Genomic DNA, 1,223 nt, shown 5'->3' with positions numbered 1-1,223 from the left:
GTCTTGCCCGGCGCGATCTTGCCGGCCTCCTCCAGCGCCTCGATCATCGAGACACCGATGCGGTCCTTGACCGAGGCGATCGGGTTGAAGAATTCGAGCTTGGCCAGCACGTTGGCGACGATGCCCTTCTCCTTGGCGAACTTATCCAGCCGCACCAGCGGCGTGTCCCCAATCGTCTCGGTGATCGAGTTGAAGATGCGGCCGCGGCCGGGGACACGCGCGGAGGTGACGGGCTTGTTCATTGGTTTCGCTCCCAAGGCAAAGGCATAGGCAAACAGAATAAGGCTTTCAGCCGCGCAAGATAGGCTGCCCGCCGAAAATATCCGAGTGGGGCGGCTGCTGAAAACCTCCCCGCGCCGGAAATGCATTTTCCGGATCGGCCCGTTTCAGGGATGCTTTCCCGGAAACGGGGGCCGGTTGAGAATGCGGCCTATTGACGGGCCGCGATGGCGGCTGCCGCTCCCATCATGAAGCTGGCGGCGGTGCGGTTCAGCACCTTGAGCGCGCGCGGCGATCTCAGGAACCAGCGCGCCTTGGCAGCCAGCGCCAGATAGGGGACCAGCACCACGAACAGGACGACAACGGTCAGCGCGACAAGGATCCCGTAGTCGGCCGGCGTGATCGTCTTCAGGTCGACGATGGTCGGCGTGATGGCGAGATAGAAGATCATCGTCTTCGGGTTGCCGAGCGTCACCGTCAGCCCGGCGATGAAGCTCGACGCCAGGCCGCTTCTGCCCTTGCGCGCCTCGACCGTCTCGGGCGAGATGCCGCTGGTCCAGAAGCGCCAGGCAAGGAAGGCGAGATAAGCGACGCCCGCCCATTTGATGGCGAGAAACACCATGCCGAAGGTCTGGGCGACGAAGGCGAGGCCGAGCACGACGGCGGTGAGGTAGGTAATGTCGCCGAGCATGAGACCGAACGACATGGCGAGCGACGGACGGAAGCCGGAGCCGAGCGCGCGGGCAACAAGCGCCGTCACGCCGGGACCCGGAATGGCGGCGGCGACGCCGAGGGCGGCGCTGTAGGCGAGAAATCCTGTCAGTGTCATGGTTTGAACCCAGCGCTATCCCGGGATCGGGATCCAGAGCGGCAGCCTCCTACCACGGTGCCGGGGCGGCGTTAATTGCCTTGCGGCCGGATTCGGTTGCACCAGCGCCGCTTCAGGACCGGCCGTCGCCGTAGGTGACGCGCCATATCGTGCCGTTGCCGTCCTCGGTCAGGAT

2 protein-coding genes are annotated in these 1,223 nt (G+C 64.9%); both read right to left on the bottom strand.

Annotation, left to right across the window (positions count from 1 at the left end; all coding sequences use genetic code 11):
• Positions 1–242 (bottom strand): pyridoxal-phosphate dependent enzyme (locus tag EOA60_RS33710; RefSeq protein WP_128312661.1); only part of this gene is annotated, 242 nt, incomplete at its 3' end.
• A 188-nt stretch (positions 243–430) separates the two neighbouring features.
• Positions 431–1,048 carry a LysE family translocator gene (locus EOA60_RS33705; RefSeq protein WP_095825076.1) on the bottom strand — a complete coding sequence of 206 codons (618 nt, stop codon included), beginning with the start codon at positions 1,046–1,048 and terminating at the stop codon, positions 431–433.
• Between the last annotated feature and the right edge of the window lie 175 nt (positions 1,049–1,223).

Source organism: Mesorhizobium sp. M1A.F.Ca.IN.020.06.1.1, assembly GCF_004023265.1.
Lineage (GTDB): Bacteria > Pseudomonadota > Alphaproteobacteria > Rhizobiales > Rhizobiaceae > Mesorhizobium.
The sequence above is the reverse complement of the archived record's forward strand: the minus strand, read 5'-3'. Positions and strand labels throughout refer to the sequence as shown.